This window comes from uncultured Fibrobacter sp., assembly GCF_937877005.1.
Taxonomy (GTDB): Bacteria; Fibrobacterota; Fibrobacteria; order Fibrobacterales; family Fibrobacteraceae; genus Fibrobacter.
This window is the reverse complement of record NZ_CALEFV010000210.1, coordinates 1-3,243: the sequence shown is the minus strand read 5'-3', so window position 1 is coordinate 3,243 and position 3,243 is coordinate 1. Positions and strand designations below refer to the sequence as shown.

The window sequence follows — 3,243 nt, the reverse complement described above, 5'->3', positions numbered from 1 at the left end:
CACGGTAATGACTGACTGTGCCCGCATGAGCCGATGCATATACACGAAGGTCACGTATTGCAAGGCACTCAAAGAGATAGCCAAATGTATTCAGGTCACTCATCAGGCTTCCAGGTCCAATGCCAAGTGCCGCAACGGCAATCGACGGATCGGTGAAGTAACGCGTGTCGGTAGTGCGGATTTGCGCCTTCGACCGAAGATTCGGACACCAGGCTTCCATATCCTCCACGACAAATATCTTTTTCAGAGCCTCAAGATAAGAGGCAACCGTATCCTCATTCAGCGAAGAGCGGTCATTGGTTTGCATGTCTTTCTTGATTACGGATAGATTTGATTGGGTTCCCTGCAGTCTTGCATAGCTTCGCATAAGCCGATGCACTCGCGATGGAGCACGGGATACGCCATCGACGCGTGATACATCTGATTCAACAACTGCTTCATAGTAGTCGTTCGCCCTGTCCAATGCAATTTCCCCAGTCTGTTGGACGGCTTGCGGCCATCCGCCACGACAGACCATAAAGGCAACATCTTCGAGCCGATGATCAGGAGATTCGACTGATGTAAACTCTTTTCCGGTAAGAAGTCCACCAAGCGATACGGAACCATTTGATTCTCCACTTTCCCAAAGACTCATGGGGCGCATGGTTACTCTGGCAATCCGTCCCGTGCCGCTGTGTGCTATTTCCTTCGTGTCTGGAGGCACCGCACTTCCAGTCAGAATGAAGTGTCCGAAACCATCTGAATGGTCGACATGATATCTGACAGCGTCCCAGAATTTTGGAGCGATTTGCCATTCATCTATCAATCGAGGTTTTTCACCTTTCAAAAGTGCCTTTATGTCTATATCGGCCATCTGCAGATTTGATTCTTTTGTGTCAGGATCTGCCATATAAAGGGCGCTTTTAGCAAATTCTTCGCAAGTCGTGGTTTTCCCGCACCATTTTGCTCCCTGTACCAAAACCGCCCCCATGCCGAGCAGCTTGCGTGCCAGTAAATCATCAACGACTCTTTTTCTGTATTTTTTCATGGCGTGATTTTATCAAATAATGATCATTCGTACAATGCAATTCGGGAGTTTGTGGAAATTCTGTTCGGGAGTTTGCGGGAATTCTATTCGGGAGTTTGCGGAAATTTGTCAGCGATTCGACGTCTGGGGGAATGAAGGGTCAGAGCTTATTGATACAGGTACGCCAAGCGAAGCTCGGCAGAACTAATAGCGGAAGGAGCTACATCGTAAAGAAATCGACGTACGATTAGGACGGCAAGCCGTGCAAAGGGTGACCGATGTGCGGGAGTCTTGCCCGACGAAGAAGTAAGCCGTAACGCAAGTGAACACTCTACGTAAAGCCTCGTTAAATCACTTCCGCGTGGTCAGCGTCTCTGTATGCGTGAAACCAACACCTCCGCACCGACTCGATTTAGGTGTGAGAGGGCGCGGCGGGGCAAAGGTGGCGGCGTGCTTCGAAAGTTCTGCAAGGGAACTTGGGAGGACTGCGAATAGCGAAAGCGAAAGCAGTAGTCGGATGAGGCCGTAGTAGCGGGGAAGCGGGGCAACGCCCGTGGAGCGAAGGGTCTCTACATGCAAAAGGGAACGTTTCAAACGGAAGAGCGGGAGCCGAATTGATTGAGAAATCCTATACGGAAGAGGAGATTGCGGAGATTGTGCGCAGGCATGGTCTGCCGCGATATCCGAAACTCGCGCTCTACAGGGAGAAACTGTCGCGGAAAGCAAAGGCCGAACCGAACTTTCGGTTCTATTGCCTATATGGACAGCTGCTGCGCATGGACGTCCTCAGATGCGCGTACGAACAAGTGCGCGCGAACAAAGGTGCGCCAGGCGTAGACGGAATGACGTTCGGGGACATCGAACGAGACAAGGACGGAGTGGACGGGTTTCTAACCAGCATCCAGAAGGAGCTCAAGGCGAAGACCTACCGCGCAAGTCCCGTCAAGCGGGTCTACATCGAGAAGGCGAACGGCAAGTTGAGGCCGCTTGGAATCCCGACCATTAGGGACAGAACCATCCAAGCCGCAGTCAAGCTCGTCGTCGAGCCGATATTCGAGGCGGACTTCCACGACTGCTCGTTCGGCTTCAGGCCCGGTCGGAACGCGCAACAGGCGGTCGAGCGAATCGCCAAGCGGGTGAAGGACGGCGAGACGCAGGTCTACGACGCCGACCTGTCGAGCTACTTCGACACGATACCGCACGACAAGCTCTTTCTCGCACTGCGCAAGCGCATCACGGACGGAAGCGTGCTGGCGCTCATGCGCCAGTGGCTGAAGGCCACGATTGTCGAGCCGAACGGTGTGAAGAAGAATCCGAAGGGGAAGGGAACGCCGCAGGGAGGAGTTATATCACCGCTTCTGTCGAACATCTACCTTCATTGGTTCGAGACATGCGCCATGCTGACCGCCAAGGCAACCGGTCAGGTCATGTCGATCGTGCGCTACGCGGACGACTTCGTGATTCTCGCGAGAAAGCTCAAGGAAGACTTCGTGCGGAAGATTGAAAGCGAACTGGAAGGACGATTCGGGCTGACCGTTAACAGGGACAAGACGAAGGTCTTGGACATGCGGGCGGGGCTTGCGTCACTGGAATTCCTCGGCTACGAATTCAAGTTCATGCGGGGTGTTCGCCACACGCAAAATGGCATCGAGGACAAGTGGCTATGGCACGGGCCATCCATGAAGTCGGTCAAGAAGGTTTGCGCAAAGGTGAAGAAATGCACACTTGGAAGAATGAGCAAGATGCCGATAAGTGACACTATTCGGAAGCTCAACGTCATTCTGAAAGGGTGGTCGAACTACTTCCTGTGCGGATATCCCAACAGGCGGTTCTACAGGGTGAACGACTATGTGCAGAATCGGCTCATCATCCTCGCGAAGCACACGAGCCAGCGTGGGTATAAGCTCAAGTATGCGCAATCGTATTATCACGAATGGAAGGCAATGGGGCTGTATGAGATGAGGAAAAGGCGTCCGTGACAATGTCAGTTTCACATGGAAAGCCGTATGCGGGAAAACTGCACGTACGGTTTGACGAGGGGGCGGGCGTACCCGGCGAGGGGCGCTCTGCTCTACTCTACTAAAATTGATACAGTAGCCGAGTTTTTGGTATAACGTCCACATGAGAAAGAACAGGGTTATCGAGCAGAACAGGTGCTATCACCTTGTCAGCCGGCTTGCGCACCGTGCGTTCTTCCTCGACGACGAGGAGAAGGACCGCGCGGTTGCGCTGATGCG

2 protein-coding genes are annotated in these 3,243 nt (G+C 53.1%); one reads left to right on the top strand and one right to left on the bottom strand.

The features are described from left to right. Positions 1-1,027 (bottom strand): AAA family ATPase (locus tag Q0628_RS09600; RefSeq protein ID WP_298770483.1); only part of this gene is annotated, 1,027 nt, incomplete at its 3' end. Between the two features lie 755 nt (positions 1,028-1,782). Between Q0628_RS09600 and ltrA the strand changes: the two genes are divergently transcribed. Then, a complete protein-coding gene (gene ltrA, locus Q0628_RS09595; RefSeq protein WP_298770484.1) occupies positions 1,783-2,985 on the top strand; it encodes a group II intron reverse transcriptase/maturase in 1,203 nt (400 codons plus the stop codon). The last annotated feature ends 258 nt before the right edge of the window (positions 2,986-3,243 follow it).